The sequence below is a fragment of the Kaistella sp. 97-N-M2 genome (assembly GCF_021513235.1).
Taxonomy (GTDB): domain Bacteria; phylum Bacteroidota; class Bacteroidia; order Flavobacteriales; family Weeksellaceae; genus Kaistella.
In genome coordinates this window covers 1,565,441-1,587,285 of the sequence record NZ_CP090976.1, presented here as the reverse complement: position 1 = coordinate 1,587,285, position 21,845 = coordinate 1,565,441, and the positions used below count along the sequence as shown (strand labels likewise).

The window sequence follows — 21,845 nt, the reverse complement described above, 5'->3', positions numbered from 1 at the left end:
CCATGAAACATATAAAACGCGGCTGGAAAATTTTGAAAAAAACTTTCGAAGACTGGAATAATTCCTCCGCGTCGAAAGATTCCGCGGGCATGGCTTATTACGCCATTTTTTCTTTGCCGGGTTTACTCATCATCGTTATCTGGATCTCCGGATTATTTTTCGGGGACGAAGCCGTTCGGGGCGAAATTACAGATCAGGCAAGCGGAATTGCAGGAAAAGATATTGCCGACAGCCTGCAATCTATGGTTTTAAGCGCCGTGTGGGACCATCAAAATATATGGATGAAAATTTTAGGCATTTGCACTTTAATCTTTGGGGCAACCACGTTGTTTTTTCACATGCAGCGCAGTTTAAATCTTCTGTGGGAAGTGGAAGCGGAACCGAAGAAAGCCTTTCAAAAATATATTATCGATCGCGCTAACTCTCTGGGAATGATCCTGATTATCGCCTTTTTACTCCTCATCAGTTTAATTTTATCTTCCGTTTTGGGCTTAGCCAATAACTGGATCACCCGCAATTTCGGTCTGGAAACTTTTATTTTCGCGCAGGTGCTCAATGTGGTCATCAGTTTCTTCGTGGTTATCGTTCTTTTCGCCTCGATGTTCAAAATATTGCCCGACGTCGAAATCGAATGGCGTTCCGTGTGGATCGGCGCGCTCGTAACGGCTGTTCTTTTCAGTATCGGTAAATTCCTGCTCGGTTATTATTTTGAACTGTCGAAACCTACCTCCATTTTTGGCGCGGCGGGCACCATTATTCTGTTAATGATGTGGATTAATTACACGTGTCAGATCGTATTTTTCGGTGCCGAATTCACAAAAGTCTACGCCCGCGAGATGGGGCATTCCATCAAACTTTCTTCTCACGCGAAGTGGATTGCGGCAAAAAAAGTGCGGGAAACGGAAGAGGAAAAAGAAAATTAAACTTCCGATTATTGCACCTCTGCGTTGGAGGAGCCGGAACCGATTAAAACGGCTTTTCCTTCCTGACAAACTATTTCTGAAGGCGGCATGACCATCATACAATCCGAAATCATTTGATATTTTTTATTAAACGTTACCTGCATAGCGGTAAATTTTTCAATTTTCGGCAAAATTTCGCTTTCTAACTTCTTGGGATAAGCGATATACGAACTTGGTCCACCGCAAGGTTTTGCGCCAATGGCGGCAAAACTGTAGTCCGAGGCATCGTTGCAGATTTCAGAGTTGGCTAAAGAATCAATTTCTTTAATATAAAAATTTAAATTTTCCCGATCCTGCTGCTGCGAAAGATTGTTCTCGGGTTTCAGTGCAATGTCTTTCGGGAGCTTATCTGCATTTGCGGTCGATTTTTTAGACAGGCACGATGATAAAGATAAAACTGCGACACCGACGATGATTACATTTTTCATTTTTTTTATTTAAAATCCACTACAAAAATAGAATCTTTTCAACAAACCGGGAAATATAATTTGAAACCTCCACACTGATTTCGATGCCTGTTTTCACGGCAATTTTCTTAAATTTGACCGATGAACGAATCTCTCTTCAACTTAGCTGAACATACGAACCGCAGTATCTTTCTCACCGGAAAAGCCGGTACGGGAAAGACGACTTTTCTGAACGATTTTGTAAGCAAAACCCGCAAAAAACACATCGTGGTGGCGCCCACAGGAATTGCGGCCATCAACGCAGGCGGCGTTACAATTCACTCCATGTTCGGGCTTCCGTTGAGAACGTTTCTACCTACTACCGAGCGCATCGACAGTAACATGGCGAATAATATCGCCGACCTGATGCACCATTTTAAATACAGAAAAGACAAGCTTAAACTCCTGCGCGAAATCGAAATTATTATTATTGATGAAGTCTCCATGCTGCGCGCGGATGTTTTGGATATGATGGATTTTTCTCTGCGTTCCGTTCGCCGGAATCAACAGAAATTTGGTGGTGTTCAAATGCTTTTCATCGGCGATCTTTACCAGTTGCCGCCCGTTGTGCGCGACGAATATGTTTTGAAACAATATTACGACTCGCCGTTCTTTTTCGACAGTTATGCTTTAAAAGAATTGCCTTTGATCACGTTGGAATTAACGACGGTTTACCGCCAAACCGACGAAAAGTTCGTGGAAATTTTAAATGAAATCCGTGACGGTGCGGTGTCCGATATCGATTTTGAAACCCTAAACGAAAGATATATTCCGGATTTTGAGCCGACGAACGAACCTTATGTTTACCTGACCTCGCACAACCGCATGGCAGACGAAATTAACCAGAAGAAACTCGCGGAACTGAAAGGCAAATCTCATTTCTACAATGCGGAAATCACGGGCAATTTTAATGAAAACCAGTATCCGAATGACGAAGTTTTGGAGCTGAAAAAAGGCTGCCAGATCATGTTTCTGCGGAATGATGCAAGCGGCGAAAAAAGATATTTCAACGGAAAACTAGCGGAAGTTGTAGAAGTTGACGAGAAAGAAATTTCCGTCATCATCGACGGCGAAGACGATATTTATACATTAAAGAAGGAAACGTGGGACCAGAAACGCTATTCTTTGGGCGATGACAAAAGTATTCAGGAAGAAGTTTTGGGAAGCTTCAAACAATATCCCATCCGTTTGGCGTGGGCGGTTACCATTCATAAATCGCAGGGATTAACGTTCGACCGCCTCATTATCGATGCGGGAAAATCTTTCGCCTCGGGGCAGGTTTACGTGGCGCTGTCGCGGTGCCGGACTTTGGAAGGGATCGTTTTGAAATCGAAAATTACACCCAACGTCATTTTCGCGGATAAAAGAGTTTCGAAATTTCAGGACGAAACACATGCGAACGATCGAGTGGAGGAAATTCTGAACACGGAAAAGTACGATTACAGCATCAAAAAGATCAGTAGCCGGCTGGACTGCAAATGGATCGCCGGGTCTTTGGAAATGTGGTACAACAGCGCAAAATTCAGCAAATTTCTGGATCAGGATAAAGCCAAGTTCATTTATGGAAGTTTAAAACCCGACGTCAGTAATTTTGGCGTGATCTTCGAAAAATTTGAGAAAATTATTCAACAGAAAACGCATAAATTCATACAGGGAACGGAAGAATGGGAAGAGATTGAAACGAAGGCAAAAGGCGCGGTGAATTTCTTTTTCAGCAACATTAATGAAAAGGTTTTCTCGCCTTTGAAAGAATTTTACGCGGAAAGCAAAGGTGTAAAAGGTTTGAAACAGTACAACGAGGATTTCCGCGTTTTTCTGGATGATCTGGAAGATTACCTGAATGATCTAAAAACCGTTCACCTTCTCGAAACACCACTTTTCGACAAAAGCCTCGACGTTCCGGTGACCGCGAAGATCGCCAAAATCCCGTCGCATATTTTGACTTTTCAATTGTTTGAAGACGGAAAAACCATCCCGGAAATTGCGAAAGAACGCGGTTTGGTAACCGAAACGATTTATGGTCATCTTGCGAAATTCGCCGAACAGGGCCTGCTTGAAATCGCGCGGATCTTCGATAAAGAAAAAATTAAAACGTTTGAAAAGGAATTTAAGAAATCTTCCTACGAAACCTTAAACGACTGGAAAAGAGTTTTGCCGAATGATTTTGAATTTAATGAAATCCGGCTGCTGCTGAATCATTTTAATTTTCGGAAAAAATAAGATCACCTTGCTTCGTATGGGCCTTGAAAGTCATTTTCCAAAACAAGAGGGGACGCTTCGCGCAACTTTTTTAAGCGGTCGTCGAAATAGCAGAAGTAGGTTTCATCGATGAGATTTTGCAATTTTAAAAGCGTTTCTTCATGTTCTTTTTCTTCCGTAAAATCCAGCAGCACGAAATAGCAGATGATAGAATAGTATTTTTTCCAGCCAAAACCGAGATTTTCTAAGTTAATTTCATTTAAATAGATTTGGGTTTTTGCCCTGTCGCCAATTTTATGATAACCCGCGGCACAAAGAATGTTCCAGACTTCATCGTGCGTTTGCTTTCTTTGGGAAGGTACGTAACTTTTGTCGTCATCCTTCTGAAACGTTTGGTTTTCTATTAAAAACTTAATTTCTTTTAATCGGTTGGTGAAGATAAGCGATTCCAGCACCGTGTACTCAAAACTGCAAACCGATTTCTCGGAGTCCTTAATATAGGCTAATCTCGCATTTTTTAAATTGTTGAAGGTTTTCCTGAAAAAATGTTCGTTACCGGAGATATCCGCAAAAAGTAATTCCACCCCAAACTTTAAGGCGGCCGGTATAACGTGAATTTTCTCCGAAATTTCGGTGTCTTTGATTTTTTTGTAACAGAGTTCTACGAGTTCGGAATTTTGCTGTAGAAATGCACTTTGAAAGAGAAATCCATACGCAAAAATCTTGGATTCTGCGGTTTGACTGTATTTTAGATAGGCTAAAAAATAGTGCGAATACAAGGTTCCCAACATATCGCGCATGGGATGATTTTCGATGAAATATTTGCGCGCGATGGGATAAGACATCAACTGATGGTGCGTACTGCTCAAGAGTTCCGGAGATTCTGAAATCTGTCGGCAAAGCTGTTCGCTTTTCTGCCAGTAGTCTTTTTTTGGATTTTCTGTTTCGCCGAAAAACAGTTCCAGTTCGCTGTTGGCATAAATTTTCCGGAAATCTTCGTAATCGCGAAATCCGCAGAACATGGAGAGAAGATTTAAAGTGAACGTGCCGGGCTTGGAGGAAGATTTGATGATCCCAAAAAAACGGCGAATGGTTTGCGCACTGATGTTGGACCCAAAATTTTTATGAAGCAGGCTGGCGAGATTCTCGCAGTCGGTGGCAGTAACAATATTTTTGCCGAAGTTTTTTACAACATTTTGCCGAAGATGGCTTATCATAGTGAAATCTCTGCTCATAAACGTTAATTGTTAACCAAATATAGGAAATAAGTCTTTAAAAATTTTGTACTGCATTGTACAGTAAAAAAAACAATTGTTTTCTCTACTTTTGCACCACACAAATGATGGAGAAAACATATCTTAAAAGCGGGGGTCACTCCCTTTTCGACGCCTTGTTTTCCGCTAAAAAGAAATCCCGAATCTTTGAGAAGAATCGGGATTTTTATTTGTAAAATGGCAAATCTCTTATTCTTTTACTTCCACCCCTTGCCAAAAAGCGACATAATTTTTGATGTTCATCGCGGCGTCGTTGGGACTGGGATAGAACCAGGCGCCATTTTCGTTCGTTTTGCCGTCGACTTCGATGTTGTAATAGGAGGCCTGACCTTTCCATGGGCAGGAGGTATGATGATTGGTTAAGAAGAAAAAATCTTTGTTCAGGCTATCGTCGGGGAAATAATGATTGTTTTCGACGACAATGGTGCTGTTGCTTTCGGCGAGTATTTTACCGTTCCAGATTGCTTTCATATCGGGTGAATTTTATTGCGTACTTTTTTCTATTGATAAAGTTACTATTATTTGGAGGCTCTAAATTAAAACTGTGGTGAAATTATTAAATATAATCTTAAAATATGTAGGAATTTACTTCTGCGGAAGATAAAACCCCCTTTCTTCTAGCCGCGATGGCAGCGGCATCCTTTTTTGCGCCGGACGTGCCCTCTGGTTGATTGGCCCCTAGTGCGCAAAAAAGATAGAGCGGACAGCGCGTACGTGGTTCTGAGAGTGCTGAAATGTTGGTGCTTCTAATTTAACTATAAAAAATCCCGGTTCAAACGAATGAACCGGGACCTGTATAATGTAAGGTACAATTATGCCTGTACGTTGTTTTGTCCTAAAACGAAAGGCTCAACTTCTTTGATCTCTCCGAACTGTTGTTCGTAGTTGGTGATGTTCTGCTGAAGAGCTGTTAAGACTCTCTTGGCGTGTAGTGGAGCAAGAATTACTCTTGATCTTACGTTAGCCTGCTGAACTCCCGGCATCATTTGGATGAAATCTACTACGAATTCTGAGGGAGAATGATTTACTAGAGCAAGGTTGCAATAAACGCCTGCAGCAATCATCTCGTTTAAATTGATGTTGATGTTGTTTGGATCCTGATTTTGGTTTTGGTTTTGGTTGTTGTCCATTTTTGAAAAATTTTAAATTTTAAATTTTAGATTTTGATAATAGATGATAGACTAATAGATAATAGAAGGTGCTGTTTTAAAACAATCTAAATCTATTATCTATCCGTCTATGATCTAATGTCTGTATTAATTAATGTCTTCGAATTCTTTTTTGGAACCTACGATCACGTTTTGGTAATCTTTCAGACCTGTACCTGCCGGAATTCTGTGTCCAACAATTACGTTTTCTTTCAGACCGCTCAGGTAATCTACTTTCCCGGAAACCGCTGCTTCGTTTAAAACTTTGGTTGTCTCCTGGAAAGAGGCTGCAGACATGAACGATTTGGTTTGAAGGGCTGCTCTCGTAATCCCCTGCAATACCGGTGTGGCGGTTGCAGATAAAGCTTCGCGAACTTCTACCAAGGCCAGATCCTCACGTTTCAGTTTGGAATTCTCGTCTCTCAGTTCTTTGGTGGTAATCATTTGCCCAGGTTTAAATTCTTTCGAATCGCCGGCTTCTACAACTACCTTCAAGCCGAATACTCTGTTGTTTTCTAATAAGAAATCGTATTTGTGCTCTAAAGCTCCTTCTAAGAAATGCGTGTCTCCACCATCAACAATTGAAACTTTGGTCATCATTTGACGAACAATAATCTCGAAGTGTTTATCATCGATTTTCACGCCTTGAAGACGGTAAACCTCTTGGATTTCGTTAACCAAATATTCCTGTACGGCGGTTGGTCCTTTAATTTTCAGGATATCATCCGGTGTGATGGATCCGTCAGAAAGTGCCGTTCCTGCTCTTACGAAGTCATTTTCCTGCACTAAAATCTGGTTCGATAGCTTCACCAAATACTTGGAGATTTCTCCAGTTTTTGCTTCCACGATCAACTCACGGTTACCTCTTTTGATTTTTCCGTAAGAAACTACACCGTCGATTTCTGTTACTACCGCTGGGTTTGAAGGATTTCTCGCTTCGAACAATTCGGTAACTCTCGGTAGACCCCCTGTAATATCTCCGGATTTCGCGGATTTACGAGGGATCTTGATCATTACTTTACCGGCCTTAATTTTCTCCCCGTCGTTCACCATTAAGTGGGCGCCGACTGGAAGGTTATAGGCTTTTTGCTCTACTCCTTTGGAATCTACAACTTTTAAAGTTGGTACGGCTTTCTTGTTACGGGATTCAGAAATTACTTTCTCCTCGAAACCGGTCTGCTCATCAATTTCCAACTGGAATGAAATACCCTGGATAATATCTTCATACTCTACTTTACCAGCAGATTCTGCAATAATTACCGCATTATACGGATCCCATTTCGCAATGGTATCTCCTTTTTTAACTTTGTCGCCTGGTTTTACCAATAGTTCCGAACCATAAGGTACAACAGCCACCATCAAAGGTGTTCTTGCTGCATTGTCTGCGACCAAACGGAATTCTGTGGAACGTGAAACCAAGATCTCGGCTTTTTTACCTTCTTCGTTTTCTGAAGTTACGGTTCTTACCTCATCCATTTCAACAATACCGTCTCGTCTTGCAACGATGGAAGGATTCTCTGTAATATTACTCGCAGTTCCCCCTTGGTGGAAGGTTCTCAATGTTAACTGAGTTCCCGGCTCACCGATGGATTGTGCGGCAATAACTCCTACCGCTTCACCCATGTGAATTGGTTTACCTGTTGCTAAGTTACGGCCGTAACATTTCGCACAGATTCCTTTTTTCGCTTCACAAACAAGTGGTGAACGGGCTTCAACCATATCGATGCCGGCTGCTTCAACTACTTTTGCCAAAGCTTCGTTAATCAACTGATCTGCCTCGACAAGAATTTCATCGGTTTCCGGATCATAAATATTGTGAAGAGAAACACGACCTAAAATACGCTCGGAGATTCTTTCAACAACCTCGTCGTTTTTCTTCAATGCTGTAATTTCAGTACCTCGTAAAGTTCCACAGTCGTTTTCAGTAATGATCACATCCTGTGCAACGTCTACCAATCTACGGGTAAGGTAACCAGCATCAGCCGTTTTCAAAGCGGTATCTGCAAGACCTTTACGCGCACCGTGAGTGGAGATAAAGTATTCCAAAATTGAAAGACCTTCTTTAAAGTTCGCCACAATCGGGTTTTCGATGATTTCAGCTCCGGTAGAACCTGCTTTTTGAGGTTTTGCCATCAAGCCACGCATTCCGGAAAGCTGACGAATCTGCTCTTTGGAACCCCTAGCTCCGGAATCAAGCATCATATAAACGGAATTGAACCCACCTTGATCGGTTTTCATTCTGCTCATAATCATCTCGGTTAATCCGGCGTTGGTGTTTGTCCAAACATCGATTACCTGGTTATATCTTTCAGTATCTGTAATTAGACCCATGTTATAGTTGGCCTTAATTTCGTCTACATTTTCTACTGCAGTTGCAATCATTCCTTTCTTTTCGGCCGGAATGGCAATATCTCCCAAACTAAAGGACAGTCCACCTTTGAATGCGTTTGAATAACCTAAGTCTTTCATATCATCCAGGAAGCGTACGGTTGTTGGGAAATCGGTATCTGCCAACACTCTACCAATGACGTTTCTTAATGATTTCTTAGTTAAAAGTTCATTAACGTAACCGGATTCTTTTGGAACAATTTGGTTGAATAAAATTCTACCAGTCGTTGTTTCAATTAATTTGGTTTTGATTTCGCCTTCTTCTTTTACAGGAAGTCTACATCTTACTTTTGCGTTTAGGGAAACTTTTCCTTCGGCGTAAGCAATCTCCACTTCTTCCGGAGAATAGAAAGTTAAGCCTTCGCCCAATACTTTTCTCTCGTCCGTTGAAGCTAATTCTTTGGTCATGAAATAAAGACCCAAAACCATATCCTGAGAAGGTACCGTAATTGGCGAACCATTTGCGGGATTCAAGATATTCTGAGAACCTAACATTAAAAGTTGGGCTTCCAAAATAGCTTCCGGTCCTAAAGGTAAGTGGACCGCCATTTGGTCACCATCGAAATCCGCGTTAAATGCCGTAGTTACCAAAGGGTGAAGCTGAATTGCTTTACCTTCGATCATTTTTGGCTGGAAAGCCTGGATTCCCAGTCTGTGCAAAGTAGGTGCTCTGTTCAAAAGAACAGGGTGACCTTTCATAATCCCTTCCAGGATATCATAAACAACAGGTTCTTTTCTGTCGATGATTCTTTTTGCGGATTTTACGGTTTTTACAATTCCTCTTTCAATCAGTTTTCTGATGATGAACGGTTTGTATAATTCCGCGGCCATATCTTTTGGAATTCCACATTCGTGCAATTTCAGGTTTGGACCCACAACAATTACGGAACGCGCTGAATAATCCACACGCTTTCCAAGTAAATTCTGACGGAAACGGCCCTGTTTTCCTTTCAATGAATCTGAAAGTGATTTCAATGGTCTGTTGGATTCAGATTTTACGGCTGAAGATTTTCTTGTATTATCGAACAATGAATCTACAGACTCCTGCAACATTCTTTTTTCGTTACGAAGGATTACTTCCGGAGCTTTAATTTCCAAAAGTCTCTTCAAACGGTTGTTTCTGATGATTACACGACGGTAAAGATCATTTAAATCTGAAGTCGCAAAACGACCACCATCCAATGGAACCAAAGGTCTCAATTCTGGTGGAATTACAGGAAGAACACGCATAATCATCCATTCCGGACGGTTAACCATTCTGGTATTTGCACCTCTGATTGCTTCTACCACGTTCAACCTTTTTAAGGCTTCAGTTCTTCTTTGTTTCGAAGATTCGTTGTGTGCTTTGTGACGTAAATCGAAAGATAAAGCATCAAGATCGATTCTGCTTAACAACTGCTCCACCGCTTCAGCACCCATTTTGGCGATGAATTTATTCGGATCGGAATCATCAAGATATTGGTTTTCAGCCGGAAGCGTATCTAGAATATCCAGATATTCTTCTTCTGTTAAAAACTCTTTGTCGTCAAAATCTGCACCATCGGCTCTTTTTGCCATCCCTTGCTGAATCACGACATATCTTTCATAATAGATAATCATGTCGAGCTTTTTGGAAGGCAAACCTAAAAGGTAACCGATTTTGTTTGGTAAAGAACGGAAGTACCAGATGTGAGCCACAGGCACAACCAGACCAATGTGTCCGATTCTTTCTCTACGCACTTTTTTCTCGGTAACTTCTACACCACAACGGTCACAAACGATTCCTTTGTAGCGGATTCTTTTGTATTTTCCACACGCACATTCGTAATCCTTAACAGGACCGAAAATTTTCTCGCAGAAAAGACCATCTCTTTCCGGCTTGTGCGTACGGTAGTTAATTGTTTCGGGCTTTAGAACTTCGCCGCGGGAATCCTGTAGGATGTTCTCCGGAGAAGCAAGACCGATCGTAATTTTAGTAAAATTACTTGTTTTATTTTTATTTGACATTTCTTAGATTTTAGATTATAGATTTCAGATTTTAGATTTTCTGAACGCAAGCATTCAAAATTTATAATTTAAAATCTAAAATTATTCTTCAAGTCTTACATCAAGACCAAGACCCTGCAACTCATGTAACAATACGTTGAAGGATTCCGGAATACCTGGTTCAGGCATTGCTTCTCCTTTTGCAATTGCTTCATAAGTTTTCGCTCTACCAATAACGTCGTCGGATTTCACGGTTAAGATTTCTCTTAGGATATTCGAGGCACCAAATGCTTCGAGTGCCCAAACCTCCATCTCACCAAATCTTTGGCCCCCAAACTGCGCTTTACCACCCAAAGGCTGCTGCGTAATAAGGGAATATGGCCCGATAGAACGCGCGTGCATTTTATCATCAACCATGTGACCCAGTTTCAACATATAAATGATACCCACAGTTGCCGGTTGAGTAAACCTTTCTCCGGTACCACCATCATAAAGATGCGTACTTCCGAATTCCGGTAATCCCGCCTGGTTTGTGTATTCTGTAATCTGGTCGATGTTTGCACCATCGAAGATCGGCGTGGCAAATTTCAATCCTAATTTTTGACCAGCCCATCCTAAAACGGTTTCGTAAATCTGACCAATGTTCATACGGGAAGGTACACCCAGTGGATTCAAAACGATATCAACCGGAGTTCCGTCTTCCAGGAACGGCATATCTTCTTCACGAACAATACGGGATACAATCCCCTTGTTACCGTGACGACCCGCCATTTTATCTCCTACATTAAGTTTACGTTTTTTCGCCACATACACTTTCGCAAGTTTAATGATTCCTGCAGGAAGCTCATCTCCAATAGAGATCGCAAATTTCTCACGGTTTTTAACACCGTTTAAGTCATTCGACTTAATTTTGAAGTTGTGGATCAATTGTTTGATCAACTCGTTACGGTCTGCATCTACGGTCCAGTCTGCGCCACTTACGTTCACATAATCTTCAACAGATTGAAGTAATTTTGTGGTAAATTTCACGCCTTTTCCGATGATTTCTTCATCAAGATCATTATTAACACCCTGAGACGTTTTACCGTTCACAAGCGTTCCTAATTTTTCAAGTAACAGATTTCTTAATTCGTCGAATTTCGCTTTGTACGTGTTTTCGATTTCTTCAAGTTTCAGTTTCTCTTCAGATCTTTTCTTTTTGTCTTTGATATTTCTGGAGAACAATTTTTTGTTGATAACAACTCCCCGTAACGATGAATCTGCTTTCAGGGAAGCATCTTTCACGTCTCCGGCTTTGTCGCCAAAAATCGCTCTCAATAATTTTTCTTCCGGAGTTGGATCGGATTCTCCTTTTGGAGTAATCTTACCAATCATAATGTCGCCAGGTTTTACATCGGCGCCAATTCTGATCATTCCATTTTCATCTAAATCTTTTGTCGCTTCTTCCGAAACGTTTGGAATATCTGCGGTTAATTCTTCCATACCTAATTTGGTATCCCGAACTTCCAAAGAATATTCATCAACGTGGATGGAGGTAAACCAGTCTTCGCGGACTACTTTTTCGTTAATAACGATCGCATCCTCAAAGTTGTACCCTTTCCAAGGCATGAAGGCAACAACTAAGTTACGTCCAAGTGCCAATTCGCCGTTTTCAGTCGCATAACCGTCACAAAGAACCTGTCCTAAATGAACTTTATCACCTACTCTTACGTTTGGTCTCAAAGTAATGGTTGTGCCCTGATTCGTTTTACGGAATTTGGTCAGTTTGTAGGATTTCGTAGCAGAATCGAATGAAATTAAATCACTGTCTTCGCTTCTGTCATATTTAATGGTAATCTTATCTGCATCCACATATTCTACGGTACCGTTTCCTTCTGCATTGATCAGGATTCTGGAATCTTTCGCAACCTGCTGCTCAAGACCTGTACCCACGATTGGTGCTTCCGGTTTCAACAATGGAACTGCCTGACGCATCATATTGGATCCCATCAACGCTCTGTTCGCATCATCATGCTCCAGGAACGGAATTAAGGACGCAGAAATACCGGAGATCTGGTTCGGTGCAACATCGATCAAATCAACCTGTTGCGGCTCTACCACAGGATAATCGCCATCTAAACGCGCAATTACTCTGTCGGTAGAAATTGTACCGTCTTCTTTCATTTCAACGTTGGCCTGTGCGATCACTTTATCTTCTTCATCTTCAGCATTAAGGAAAACCGCTGCGGTTTTAAGATCAACTTTACCGTTGTTTACTTTTCTGTAAGGTGTTTCGATAAATCCTAAACTGTTGATTTTTGCATAAATACCAAGGGAAGAGATCAAACCAATGTTTGGTCCCTCGGGAGTTTCTATCGGACAAATTCTGCCGTAGTGCGTATGGTGAACGTCGCGCACCTCAAAACCTGCTCTTTCTCTGGATAATCCACCAGGTCCTAGGGCAGAAAGTCTACGCTTGTGCGTGATCTCTGATAATGGATTGGTTTGATCCATGAACTGCGATAACTGATTCGTTCCGAAGAAAGAATTAATTACAGAGGTTAAGGTTTTTGCGTTTACCAAATCGATTGGAGTAAAAATCTCGTTATCTCTAACGTTCATTCTCTCTCTAATCGTTCTCGCGATTCTGGAAAGTCCAACACTGAATTGTCCTGACAGCTGCTCGCCAACGGTTTTAATACGTCTGTTTGAAAGGTGATCAATATCATCGACTTCCGCTTTCGCGTTTACCAATTCAATAAGATGTCTAACGATGGAAATAATATCTTCTTTCGTTAAAACTTCTGTTTTTTCCGGAATATTTAATCCTAACTTTTTGTTCAGTCTGTAACGTCCTACTTCACCTAAGGAATAACGCTGCTCGGAGAAGAATAATTTTTCGATAATTCCTCTGGCAGTTTCTTCATCTGGCGGATCTGCATTACGCAACTGACGGTAAATATATTCAACCGCTTCTTTTTCGGAGTTGGTTGGATCTTTTTGTAAAGTATTCTGAATGATAGAGAATTCGTTGGAATTTTCTTTGTGAATTAAAATTGATTTCACGCCCGCTTCAAGAATAAGATCTAAATGTTCTTTTTCAAGAATGGTTTCTCTATCCAGGATGATCTCGTTTCTTTCGATAGAAACTACTTCACCCGTGTCTTCGTCCACGAAATCTTCAAACCAGGTGTTCAAAACTCTCGCAGCCAAAGTACGGCCTTCTACTTTTTTCAATGCTGCTTTAGAAACTTTTACTTCTTCGGCAAGGTCGAAAATCTGAAGGATGTCTTTATCGGACTCGAAGCCGATTGCTCTTAATAAAGTTGTTAACGGTAATTTTTTCTTACGGTCGATGTAAGCGTACATTACGTTGTTGATGTCGGTTGTAAATTCCATCCAGGATCCTTTGAAAGGGATGATTCTGGAGTAATACAACTTCGTTCCGTTGGCATGATAAGTTTGACCAAAGAACACACCCGGAGATCTGTGCAACTGCGTTACAATAACACGTTCGGCACCATTAATAATAAATGAACCGGAAGGCGTCATATAAGGAACCGGACCTAAATAAACATCCTGTACAACGGTCTGAAAATCTTCATGTTCAGGATCGGTACAATAGAGTTTTAGTCTGGCTTTAAGAGGAACTGAATACGTCAATCCTCTTTCCACACACTCGTCGATGGAGTATCGTGGAGAATCTACCAAATAATCCAAAAATTCGAGAACAAAATTGTTCCGGGAATCGGTAATTGGGAAATTTTCTTGAAAGGTTTTGTACAGAGATTCGTTGAGTCTCTGCTCCGGAAGGATATCCAACTGGAAAAAATCTTTGAAAGATTGGATCTGAATGTCCAAAAAGTCAGGAGTTTCAATTTTTCCTTTAGCTATGGAAAAGTTGATTCTTTCGTTCCCCTGAGCTTTAGCGACTGCTTTAGATTTACTCATAAAAATTTTAAAGAATGAAGGGTTAAAAAATATTTTGTTTAAAAAATATCAGGGTTTAGACTAGAAAATGACAGATCGAAAGATTTCAACTTTTAAAAACTGCATCCGATTTGAGAATTTGAAGGTGTTTGAAGCCGATCTCGGAGTACGTTTTGCAGATTAACTATCTTTTTGCGGACACTTTTGCATCTAAAAACCTAACTGCAACACCGGTATATCTTTTCACGGGGTAGTGCAAAATATTTTTTCTGTAAGAAGCTGATTGGTTTATTAGGTAAGAAAACGACAAAACCCTTTTAACTAAATAAAAGAGTAAGTTATTGATTTTCAATAGATAATATGATAATTGGCTTCAAACAGGACTGCAAATGTACAACCTTTTTCTGTAAATAGCAAGTGTGGTGTGGTAACATTCGCATTTAGACAGGCTTACAATTTTTTTGCGACCATATTTCGCGCCAACGAAACCCATTGATGATACGAAGGGCACCTCTAAATACAAAAAAGATCTTTCCAAGCGGAAAGATCTTTAATGATGATGTTGGTAAGTAAATTATTTAACTTCTACTTCAGCACCTGCTTCTTCTAATTGTTTTTTCAAAGCTTCTGCTTCGTCTTTAGAAATTCCTTCTTTAATTGCAGTAGGAGCGGTATCTACCATATCTTTAGCTTCTTTAAGTCCTGCACCAGTTAAATCTTTAACTAATTTTACAACTGCTAATTTAGAAGCACCTGCAGCTTTCAGGATCACATCGAATTCTGTTTTTTCTTCTACAGCTTCTGCGCCACCGCCACCTCCGGCAGCTACAGCTACAGCAGCTGGTTCGATTCCGTACTCATCTTTAAGGATGGTAGCTAATTCATTTACGTCTTTAACGGTTAAGTTAACAAGCGTTTCCGCTAAGTTTTTTAAATCTGACATTTTAATAATGTTTTAATTGTTGAACGATTTATTTTGATTTGTTTTGAGTCTTATTACTCTGCACTTGGTGCATCTGTAGCGGCAGCGTCTGCAGCCGGAGTTTCTTCTGTTTTCTCTTCTTCCGCAGCGGGTGCAGCTTCTTCTGCTGTATCCGGTTTGTTTTGAAGGGCAGAAAGTACATTTCTAAGTGGAGACTGAAGCAATGTGATGATTTCACCAATCATTTCTTCTCTAGACTTGATGTTTACAAGTGTATCTAAATTTTCGTCGCCTACATAGAATGTATCTTGCAAATAAGCAGATTTCAACGCTGGAACTTCTGCTTTTTTTCTGAATCCCTGAATCAACTTTGCCGGAGCATTCGCTGTTTCAGCAACCATCAAAGCAGTATTTCCTTTAAAGCTTGGGAACATTTCGGAGTAATCTACATCACCTTCCATTTGTTCCATCGCTTTTTGCAATAGGGTATTTTTTACAACTTTAAGTGTAATATTTTGCTTAAATGCCTGTCTTCTGAAATCTGAAGTTGCAGCAGCATTCATTCCTTCAAGGTTTGCTACATAGACTACTTTCGCGTCCTGCAACATTCCTTTTATATCTTGTATTACTAATACTTTATCTTCTTTTGTCATTGTTCTTCAGATTTTAGTTTACAGATTTAGTATCAATTGCAATACCCGGACTCATGGTAGAAGACAAATAAATGCTCTTTACATAAGTACCTTTGGAAGCGGTTGGTTTCAATTTAACTAAAGTCTGAATTAATTCCGCAGCATTTTCTCTGATTTTAGCAGCATCGAAAGATACTTTACCAATTCCAGCGTGGATGATACCGTACTTGTCAACTTTAAAATCAATTTTACCTGCTTTTACTTCAGCTACAGCTTTACCAATATCCATGGTAACAGTACCGGATTTTGGGTTTGGCATTAAACCTCTTGGCCCAAGAACTCTACCCAACGGACCTAACTTACCCATTACTGCAGGCATAGTTACAATCACATCAACATCGGTCCAGCCATCTTTAATTTTCTGTAAATATTCGTCAAGACCTACGTAATCTGCACCTGCTGCCGTAGCTTCCGCTTCTTTATCAGGGGTTACCAATGCCAAAACTTTTACATCTTTACCAGTACCATGTGGAAGAGACACTACCCCTCTCACCATTTGGTTGGCTTTTCTAGGATCTACACCTAATCTTACTGCCAGGTCAACAGAAGCGTCGAATTTTGCAGTATTTACTTCTTTTACCAAAGCCGAAGCTTCGTCCAGGGTGTAAATTTTATTTTTTTCTAATTTGCTTAAAGCTTCTTTTTGCTTTTTTGTTAATTTTGCCATATCTATAAGTTTTAAGCGTTAGTTGGTTTAGTTCCTGTTACTCTTAAGCCCATAGATCTTGCAGTACCTGCCACCATTGTAAGGGCAGCATCCATTGTAAAGCAATTAAGATCTACCATTTTGTCTTCAGCAATTTTTTTAACCTGATCCCAAGATACAGCACCTACTTTGATTCGGTTCGGCTCTCCAGAACCTTTTTTCTGCTTAGAAGCATCTAAAAGTTGGATTGCTGCGGGTGGTGTTTTAATAACGAAGTCAAATGATTTGTCTTCATACACCGTAATTACTACAGGTAAAACCTGTCCCGGTTTATCTTGAGTTCTTCCGTTAAATTGCTTACAAAACTCCATAATATTCACCCCGGCAGAACCCAAAGCTGGACCTACTGGTGGAGATGGGTTTGCTGCTCCTCCTTTTACTTGGAGCTTAACCATTTTAAAGACTTTTTTAGCCATTTTGATTTTTTAAAAAATTAAGAAATTTATGAATGTGGAAGCATTTATAAATCTGCAAAGCGTTATCTCATCTAACTGCTCTACATTTCGGATTGCAAAATTAAGAATATTTTTTGATTACGCAAAGGTAAGATGCTGATTTTTAGAAAGTATTTTTGCGTAAACTAAAAAAGTTGCTTCTAAATGAAGCAACTTTGTAGATATATTGGAAGAAATTAACCTTCCTCTGTATGTTTTGTATTGTTGAACTCGAAAAAAATCATCAAAAAAACATTATTAAACCTTCTTTAAGATGAAGAGAACTTTAAACTTTCTCTACCTGCATATAGCTTAACTCCATTGGGGTCTTTCTTCCGAAAATCATTACTGAAACTTCGACTTTCTTTTTGTCTTCCAGAATTTTTTCAATTGTACCGTTAAAACCATTAAAAGGTCCATCGATCACTTTTACATTTTCGCCAACCACGAAAGGAATATTGGCTTCAACCGCAAATTCGGACAGTTCATCCATTCTTCCCAGCATTCTGTTCACTTCAGATTTACGCATCGGAACGGGATCGCCGCCTTTTGTTAAACTAAGAAATGAAATAACCCCCGGAATGTTTTTAATGATGTGAGGAATCTCTCCTACCAACTGCGCTTCTACCATAAGATAACCTGGATAATAGGGTTTTTCCTTCGGTACTTTTTTTCCATTTCTCAACTGGATCACTTTTTCCATAGGAATGACCACTTGCGTAACGAAAGCTTCCAGATTATGGTGCTTCATTTCGTTTTCAATATAGGCTTTCACCTTATTTTCCTGTCCGCTGATGGATTTTAGTACATACCAGTTAGTGTCACTCATTTTGGAAAATAATTTAATTGAAGAGATTGATAAAAATAGATAAGAAATTTGAAATTGACTTACTGAAAAGTGAATCTACCCCAAAAACAAATAATGCCAAAATAACGGTTCCAATCGTTACTACAATGGTAGACGACTGTAAATCTGGCCACTTCGGCCACTCTACTTTATCTTTGAATTCGGTATAAGAACCTTTTAAAAAATCAACTAAGCTCATTATCTTCTTTTTGCACGGGCACAAGGACTCGAACCCTGATCAACGGTTTTGGAGACCGGTATCCTACCATTGGACGATGCCCGTAGATTAAAAAATGTTCCGTAAGTTTCCCTACGGAACATTATTATTTAGTTTAGAATTAATCTAAGATTTCAGTTACCTGACCTGCTCCAACTGTTCTACCTCCTTCTCTGATCGCAAATCTAAGACCTACGTTAAGAGCGATTGGCTGTAACAATTCTACAGTAATAGAGATGTTATCTCCTGGCATTACCATTTCTACACCTTCTGGCAAGAAGATCTCACCTGTAACGTCTGTAGTTCTTACATAGAACTGTGGACGATACTTGTTGTGGAATGGAGTGTGACGACCACCTTCTTCCTTAGAAAGGATATAAACCTCAGCTTTGAATTTTTTGTGTGGTTTTACAGATCCGGATTTTACGATAACCATCCCTCTTTTGATATCGGTTTTCTCAATACCTCTTAATAGGATACCTACGTTATCTCCTGCTTCACCTCTGTCAAGGATTTTACGGAACATTTCTACTCCGGTTACAGTTGAAGTTAATTTTTCATCACCCATACCTACGATATCTACACCGTCTCCAGTGTTGATAACACCAGCTTCGATTCTTCCTGTAGCTACAGTTCCACGACCTGTAATAGAGAATACATCTTCGATAGGCATCAAGAATGGTTTGTCAACGTCTCTTGTTGGAAGTTCGATCCAAGAATCTACAGCCTCCATTAATTCGTCGATTTTAGCTACCCATTTGTCATCTCCGTTAAGTCCACCTAAAGCAGAACCCTGGATTACCGGGGAGTTATCACCGTCATATTCGTAAGCAGAAAGAAGTTCTCTTACTTCAAGCTCAACAAGCTCTAGTAATTCTTCGTCATCTACCATATCAACTTTGTTCATAAAAACAACAATTCTAGGTACGTTTACCTGACGACACAAAAGGATGTGCTCTCTAGTTTGAGGCATAGGTCCGTCTGTTGCAGCTACTACCAAGATAGCACCGTCCATTTGAGCAGCACCTGTAACCATGTTTTTTACATAATCGGCGTGACCTGGACAATCTACGTGAGCGTAATGTCTGTTTGCAGTTTCATATTCGATGTGTGAAGTATTAATTGTAATACCTCTTTCTTTTTCTTCTGGTGCAGAATCAATAGAAGAGAAATCTCTTGCTGTTCCGAATCCTTTGTCAGATAATACTTTACTGATTGCTGCAGTAAGTGTAGTTTTACCATGGTCTACGTGACCGATGGTACCAATGTTCAAATGCGGTTTGCTACGATTAAACGTTTCCTTTGCCATGATATAAATTATTTATTAATTAATTATTTTATTTTTCAGTGTGCAAATATAGTAATTTTTTGAATATTGAAAATTTATTTTAGGAAAAAATTCAAAATTCAAAATACTGCGTATTGCAAAACTGCGCCGAAGCTAAAAATATTGGACTGCAAATTTACGGAAAATAATTTTCTTACAAAAATTCACACCCTTTGAGAAAAAATATAATCTTTGATAATCCTTATATAAATTATAAACCTGTTGTTGAAAATTTAAAGACAGTAAAAGTTGATAAATAAGCACACGGGGATTGTCTCTTTAATTGTATTCTAAAAGTTAGCGCAAAGACTACTTTTACTTAAACAAAAAAAATCTCCCAATATCTGAGAGATTTCTAAGAGCCAACTATGAGATTTGAACTCACGACCTCTTCCTTACCAAGGAAACGCTCTACCCCTGAGCTAAGTCGGCAATAAATTAAAAAAAAATCACAAGCCGGTATGTTGGTTGTGATTTTAGAGAGCGGAAGACGAGGGTCGAACTCGCGACATTCAGCTTGGAAGGCTGACGCTCTACCAACTGAGCTACTTCCGCATTTTTGTTTTCCAAAAACTGTTGGTAAACGGTTTGCAAATCTACAATAAATTTACAAGTTCGCAAAAACTAAGTAATCATAAAAAATGTGGGGAGGGTAGGATTCGAACCTACGAAGTCGTAAGACAGCAGAGTTACAGTCTGATCCATTTGGCCACTCTGGAACCTCCCCAATTTTTATTTTTTACGTGAGCCTCCAGAGGGACTCGAACCCACGACCTGCTGATTACAAATCAGCTGCTCTAGCCAGCTGAGCTACGGAGGCAAAGATTTTTAAAGAACTACTTATCTCTTTTTGCGAGTGCAAATATAAGTGAGTTTTTTTGAAATCTGCAAATTATTTATAAGATATTTTAATATTTTTTTTTAGGCTAATTCTTTTTTCTTGATTAGCAGCTTTTTAGCAACCTCAGCACAAAGGTCTAAACTCTCTTCAAAACTCGCAGTGGTCTTTTTTACCATCAAATCGTCACCGGGAACGCCTAATAAAATCTCTACCGTCTTATTTTCCTTATCCGATTTGTTTTCAACTTTTAAAAAAACTTTGCACTCTACAATCTTGTCGTAATAATTTTCAAGTTTGCTCAATTTTTTCTCAATATGTTCTTCAAGAGGCGAATGTGGCGTCAATCCCATTGACTGTACTGAAATTTTCATAAATTTACATTTTTTTTCGCCCGGGGATGGGCATTGTTAAACACTTTTTTCAATTGTTCAATATTGGCACTCGTATAAACCTGCGTGGAGGCAAGCGACGAATGACCCATTAACTTCTTCACTTTAGAAATTTCAGCCCCATGCTCTAAGACGTGCGTTGCAAAACTGTGTCTTAAAATATGGGGACTTTTTTTCTTCTTGGAAGTTACAAGACTAAGGTAGGAATTTACGGCAGAATAGACAAATTTGTCCGTGAGTTTTTTGCCTTTAGCATTAATGAAAAAGTACATCTCCCACTCTTTCAACGGCTTTCTCTCCATCAAATATTTTTCAAAACCAAGCCCCAGTTTTTCGGCGATTGGAATGATGCGTGCCTTATTGCCTTTACCGATGACTTTAATTTCTTTTTTACCGAAATCCACATTCTCCACCAGTAAATTTACGAGTTCTGCCCGGCGCATTCCGGTCTGATACAGCGTTTCGATGATCAGCTCTTTCAGAAAACTGCTTTTCGCCGGGTGAAATTTTTCGAGCTGATGATTATTCATTTCCTCTTCGGAAAAAGGAATTTGTTTTTCGGCGTAAAATTTTAAGGACTGAATGTTTTCTAAAGGAGAAACCTGCACGTGGCCAACTTTCAACAGAAATAAGTAAAAACTCCGCAGAGAAGAGAGTTTCCGGTTGATGGAACGTTTGGAAATTTCTTTTTCCGTGAGCTCTACCATAAAATTACGGATGATCTTTTTATCGACGAGATGATAATCTTGGTGCGCTTCTGTTTTCAACAAAAAAACAGAAAAATCCTTCAGATCTTTGCTGTAGCTCGTTAAAGTGTGTGGTGAATACCGTTTTTCCACCGAAATATAATCTAAAAACCTTTCTATCATCATATACCAACAAAAAAATCACTCTTCAAATATAAGTATTTGAAAAGTGATTTCAGTATTTTGCGGAGAAAATTTTGACTTAAGCCTGTTCTTCCTTGCTCAAATTTCTTTGCTTGTGAGCAGCTTTCACATTCGCCTGTCTTTTAACAACAGACGGCTTGTTGAATTGTTGACGACTTCTAAGAGCTCTGATAGTTCCTGTTTTGTCAAATTTCCTTTTATATTTTTTTAAGGCTCTGTCGATGGATTCACCATCTTTTACTGGGATTATTAACATAATTTACATCTCATTTTGGATTGCAAAAGTAAG

18 protein-coding genes and 5 tRNA genes are annotated in these 21,845 nt (G+C 39.7%); 2 read left to right on the top strand and 21 right to left on the bottom strand.

The window, feature by feature from the left end; translation table 11 throughout:
• The first annotated feature begins 2 nt into the window (after positions 1-2).
• Entirely contained in the window at positions 3-923 is a 921-nt protein-coding gene (locus L0B70_RS07535) for a YihY/virulence factor BrkB family protein (protein ID WP_235141209.1), read from the top strand.
• A gap of 8 nt (positions 924-931) precedes the next feature.
• On the opposite strand, the gene L0B70_RS07530 is transcribed toward L0B70_RS07535, so the two are convergent.
• Positions 932-1,390 carry a hypothetical protein gene (locus L0B70_RS07530; protein ID WP_235141208.1) on the bottom strand — a complete coding sequence of 153 codons (459 nt, stop codon included), beginning with the start codon at positions 1,388-1,390 and terminating at the stop codon, positions 932-934.
• Positions 1,391-1,510: 120 nt separating this feature from the next.
• Here L0B70_RS07530 and L0B70_RS07525 point away from each other — a divergent pair, with 120 nt between their 5' ends.
• Positions 1,511-3,628, top strand: a complete 2,118-nt coding sequence (locus tag L0B70_RS07525) for a helix-turn-helix domain-containing protein (protein WP_235141207.1) — start codon at positions 1,511-1,513, stop codon at positions 3,626-3,628.
• A gap of 2 nt (positions 3,629-3,630) precedes the next feature.
• On the opposite strand, the gene L0B70_RS07520 is transcribed toward L0B70_RS07525, so the two are convergent.
• The 20 genes from L0B70_RS07520 to rpsU all read right to left on the bottom strand — a co-directional run bounded on the left by L0B70_RS07520 (position 3,631) and on the right by rpsU (position 21,812).
• Positions 3,631-4,842, bottom strand: a complete 1,212-nt coding sequence (locus L0B70_RS07520) for a hypothetical protein (protein ID WP_235141206.1) — start codon at positions 4,840-4,842, stop codon at positions 3,631-3,633.
• Positions 4,843-5,070: 228 nt separating this feature from the next.
• Positions 5,071-5,352 (bottom strand): DUF427 domain-containing protein, encoded by a 282-nt coding sequence (locus L0B70_RS07515; protein WP_235141205.1) that lies wholly within the window; start codon positions 5,350-5,352, stop codon positions 5,071-5,073.
• A gap of 341 nt (positions 5,353-5,693) precedes the next feature.
• Complete coding sequence (locus L0B70_RS07510; protein ID WP_235141204.1) at positions 5,694-6,011, bottom strand: DUF3467 domain-containing protein; 318 nt, start codon at positions 6,009-6,011, stop codon at positions 5,694-5,696.
• A gap of 126 nt (positions 6,012-6,137) precedes the next feature.
• On the bottom strand, positions 6,138-10,403 hold the full coding sequence (rpoC, locus tag L0B70_RS07505) for a DNA-directed RNA polymerase subunit beta' (RefSeq protein WP_235141203.1): 4,266 nt from the start codon (positions 10,401-10,403) through the stop codon (positions 6,138-6,140).
• Between the two features lie 81 nt (positions 10,404-10,484).
• On the bottom strand, positions 10,485-14,312 hold the full coding sequence (gene rpoB, locus L0B70_RS07500; protein WP_235141202.1) for a DNA-directed RNA polymerase subunit beta: 3,828 nt from the start codon (positions 14,310-14,312) through the stop codon (positions 10,485-10,487).
• A gap of 553 nt (positions 14,313-14,865) precedes the next feature.
• On the bottom strand, positions 14,866-15,234 hold the full coding sequence (gene rplL, locus L0B70_RS07495; RefSeq protein WP_235141201.1) for a 50S ribosomal protein L7/L12: 369 nt from the start codon (positions 15,232-15,234) through the stop codon (positions 14,866-14,868).
• Between the two features lie 53 nt (positions 15,235-15,287).
• Positions 15,288-15,866 carry a 50S ribosomal protein L10 gene (rplJ, locus tag L0B70_RS07490; RefSeq protein ID WP_235141200.1) on the bottom strand — a complete coding sequence of 193 codons (579 nt, stop codon included), beginning with the start codon at positions 15,864-15,866 and terminating at the stop codon, positions 15,288-15,290.
• A gap of 13 nt (positions 15,867-15,879) precedes the next feature.
• The gene (gene rplA / locus L0B70_RS07485) at positions 15,880-16,572 is read right to left on the bottom strand and encodes a 50S ribosomal protein L1 (RefSeq protein WP_235141199.1); all 693 of its coding nucleotides are present in this window, start codon (positions 16,570-16,572) and stop codon (positions 15,880-15,882) included.
• Positions 16,573-16,583: 11 nt separating this feature from the next.
• The gene (gene rplK, locus L0B70_RS07480) at positions 16,584-17,027 is read right to left on the bottom strand and encodes a 50S ribosomal protein L11 (RefSeq protein ID WP_235141198.1); all 444 of its coding nucleotides are present in this window, start codon (positions 17,025-17,027) and stop codon (positions 16,584-16,586) included.
• 304 nt (positions 17,028-17,331) lie between these two features.
• A complete protein-coding gene (gene nusG, locus L0B70_RS07475; protein WP_235141197.1) occupies positions 17,332-17,874 on the bottom strand; it encodes a transcription termination/antitermination protein NusG in 543 nt (180 codons plus the stop codon).
• A gap of 13 nt (positions 17,875-17,887) precedes the next feature.
• The gene (gene secE, locus L0B70_RS07470; RefSeq protein ID WP_235141196.1) at positions 17,888-18,091 is read right to left on the bottom strand and encodes a preprotein translocase subunit SecE; all 204 of its coding nucleotides are present in this window, start codon (positions 18,089-18,091) and stop codon (positions 17,888-17,890) included.
• Positions 18,092-18,104: 13 nt separating this feature from the next.
• A tRNA-Trp gene (locus L0B70_RS07465) sits at positions 18,105-18,175 on the bottom strand.
• Between the two features lie 55 nt (positions 18,176-18,230).
• Positions 18,231-19,418 carry an elongation factor Tu gene (gene tuf, locus L0B70_RS07460; protein ID WP_235141195.1) on the bottom strand — a complete coding sequence of 396 codons (1,188 nt, stop codon included), beginning with the start codon at positions 19,416-19,418 and terminating at the stop codon, positions 18,231-18,233.
• Positions 19,419-19,796: 378 nt separating this feature from the next.
• A tRNA-Thr gene (locus L0B70_RS07455) sits at positions 19,797-19,868 on the bottom strand.
• Between the two features lie 50 nt (positions 19,869-19,918).
• Positions 19,919-19,991: transfer RNA gene (locus tag L0B70_RS07450), tRNA-Gly, on the bottom strand.
• An 89-nt stretch (positions 19,992-20,080) separates the two neighbouring features.
• Positions 20,081-20,163 (bottom strand) — tRNA-Tyr (locus tag L0B70_RS07445).
• A gap of 19 nt (positions 20,164-20,182) precedes the next feature.
• A tRNA-Thr gene (locus L0B70_RS07440) sits at positions 20,183-20,256 on the bottom strand.
• Positions 20,257-20,357: 101 nt separating this feature from the next.
• Complete coding sequence (locus L0B70_RS07435; protein ID WP_235141194.1) at positions 20,358-20,648, bottom strand: HPF/RaiA family ribosome-associated protein; 291 nt, start codon at positions 20,646-20,648, stop codon at positions 20,358-20,360.
• Positions 20,645-21,535, bottom strand: coding sequence for a tyrosine-type recombinase/integrase (locus L0B70_RS07430; RefSeq protein WP_235143570.1), 891 nt, complete (start codon positions 21,533-21,535; stop codon positions 20,645-20,647). The genes L0B70_RS07435 and L0B70_RS07430 overlap by 4 nt, the downstream gene beginning before the upstream one ends.
• A 79-nt stretch (positions 21,536-21,614) precedes the next feature.
• Complete coding sequence (gene rpsU / locus L0B70_RS07425) at positions 21,615-21,812, bottom strand: 30S ribosomal protein S21 (RefSeq protein WP_235141193.1); 198 nt, start codon at positions 21,810-21,812, stop codon at positions 21,615-21,617.
• Positions 21,813-21,845: the final 33 nt, after the last annotated feature.

Excerpts from the sequence above, each read along its gene's own strand:
- L0B70_RS07535 (WP_235141209.1), top strand. The coding sequence starts at position 3 with ATGAAACATATAAAACGCGGCTGGAAAATTTTGAAAAAAACTTTCGAA.
- rpoB (WP_235141202.1), bottom strand. The coding sequence starts at position 14,312 with ATGAGTAAATCTAAAGCAGTCGCTAAAGCTCAGGGGAACGAAAGAATC.
- L0B70_RS07435 (WP_235141194.1), bottom strand. The coding sequence starts at position 20,648 with ATGAAAATTTCAGTACAGTCAATGGGATTGACGCCACATTCGCCTCTT.
- tuf (WP_235141195.1), bottom strand. The coding sequence starts at position 19,418 with ATGGCAAAGGAAACGTTTAATCGTAGCAAACCGCATTTGAACATTGGT.
- rplJ (WP_235141200.1), bottom strand. The coding sequence starts at position 15,866 with ATGACAAAAGAAGATAAAGTATTAGTAATACAAGATATAAAAGGAATG.
- L0B70_RS07430 (WP_235143570.1), bottom strand. The coding sequence starts at position 21,535 with ATGATAGAAAGGTTTTTAGATTATATTTCGGTGGAAAAACGGTATTCA.
- rpoC (WP_235141203.1), bottom strand. The coding sequence starts at position 10,403 with ATGTCAAATAAAAATAAAACAAGTAATTTTACTAAAATTACGATCGGT.
- L0B70_RS07525 (WP_235141207.1), top strand. The coding sequence starts at position 1,511 with ATGAACGAATCTCTCTTCAACTTAGCTGAACATACGAACCGCAGTATC.
- rplA (WP_235141199.1), bottom strand. The coding sequence starts at position 16,572 with ATGGCAAAATTAACAAAAAAGCAAAAAGAAGCTTTAAGCAAATTAGAA.
- rplL (WP_235141201.1), bottom strand. The coding sequence starts at position 15,234 with ATGTCAGATTTAAAAAACTTAGCGGAAACGCTTGTTAACTTAACCGTT.
- rplK (WP_235141198.1), bottom strand. The coding sequence starts at position 17,027 with ATGGCTAAAAAAGTCTTTAAAATGGTTAAGCTCCAAGTAAAAGGAGGA.
- L0B70_RS07530 (WP_235141208.1), bottom strand. The coding sequence starts at position 1,390 with ATGAAAAATGTAATCATCGTCGGTGTCGCAGTTTTATCTTTATCATCG.
- secE (WP_235141196.1), bottom strand. The coding sequence starts at position 18,091 with ATGAGCTTAGTTGATTTTTTAAAAGGTTCTTATACCGAATTCAAAGAT.
- L0B70_RS07515 (WP_235141205.1), bottom strand. The coding sequence starts at position 5,352 with ATGAAAGCAATCTGGAACGGTAAAATACTCGCCGAAAGCAACAGCACC.
- L0B70_RS07510 (WP_235141204.1), bottom strand. The coding sequence starts at position 6,011 with ATGGACAACAACCAAAACCAAAACCAAAATCAGGATCCAAACAACATC.
- nusG (WP_235141197.1), bottom strand. The coding sequence starts at position 17,874 with ATGAGTGACACTAACTGGTATGTACTAAAATCCATCAGCGGACAGGAA.
- L0B70_RS07520 (WP_235141206.1), bottom strand. The coding sequence starts at position 4,842 with ATGAGCAGAGATTTCACTATGATAAGCCATCTTCGGCAAAATGTTGTA.
- rpsU (WP_235141193.1), bottom strand. The coding sequence starts at position 21,812 with ATGTTAATAATCCCAGTAAAAGATGGTGAATCCATCGACAGAGCCTTA.